A 274-nucleotide genomic window follows, 5' to 3' on the forward strand; every position below is an offset into this window, starting at 1 on the left:
CCATCGTTTATCTGGACTGCATCCATGTCAAAGTGCGTGAGGGAACGGTGCGGGTAAAGGCCGTCTATCTGGCCATCGGTATCACCATGGATGGCGAGAAGGAAGTGTTGGGGCTGTGGCTGGCGCAAACGGAAGGGAGGGTGTAAATAATTTTGTGTAAACGGTCATTTGGCAGGACACTGCCGCCATCAAGGAGAAACAATGACCGTTGTAAAGCGTAACAAGCGTGCCAAGCCCGATCCGGAACTGCTCAAGCTGGCCGATAGCCTATTGG

At 53.3% G+C, this 274-nt stretch carries 1 pseudogene; it reads left to right on the top strand.

Annotated features, from left to right (window positions below):
* Positions 1 to 137: pseudogene (locus tag RV1423_RS29610) on the top strand (transposase); the annotation flags it as partial.
* Between the last annotated feature and the right edge of the window lie 137 nt (positions 138 to 274).

Source organism: Herbaspirillum sp. RV1423 (genome assembly GCF_000577615.1).
Classification (GTDB): Bacteria; Pseudomonadota; Gammaproteobacteria; order Burkholderiales; family Burkholderiaceae_D; genus Herbaspirillum.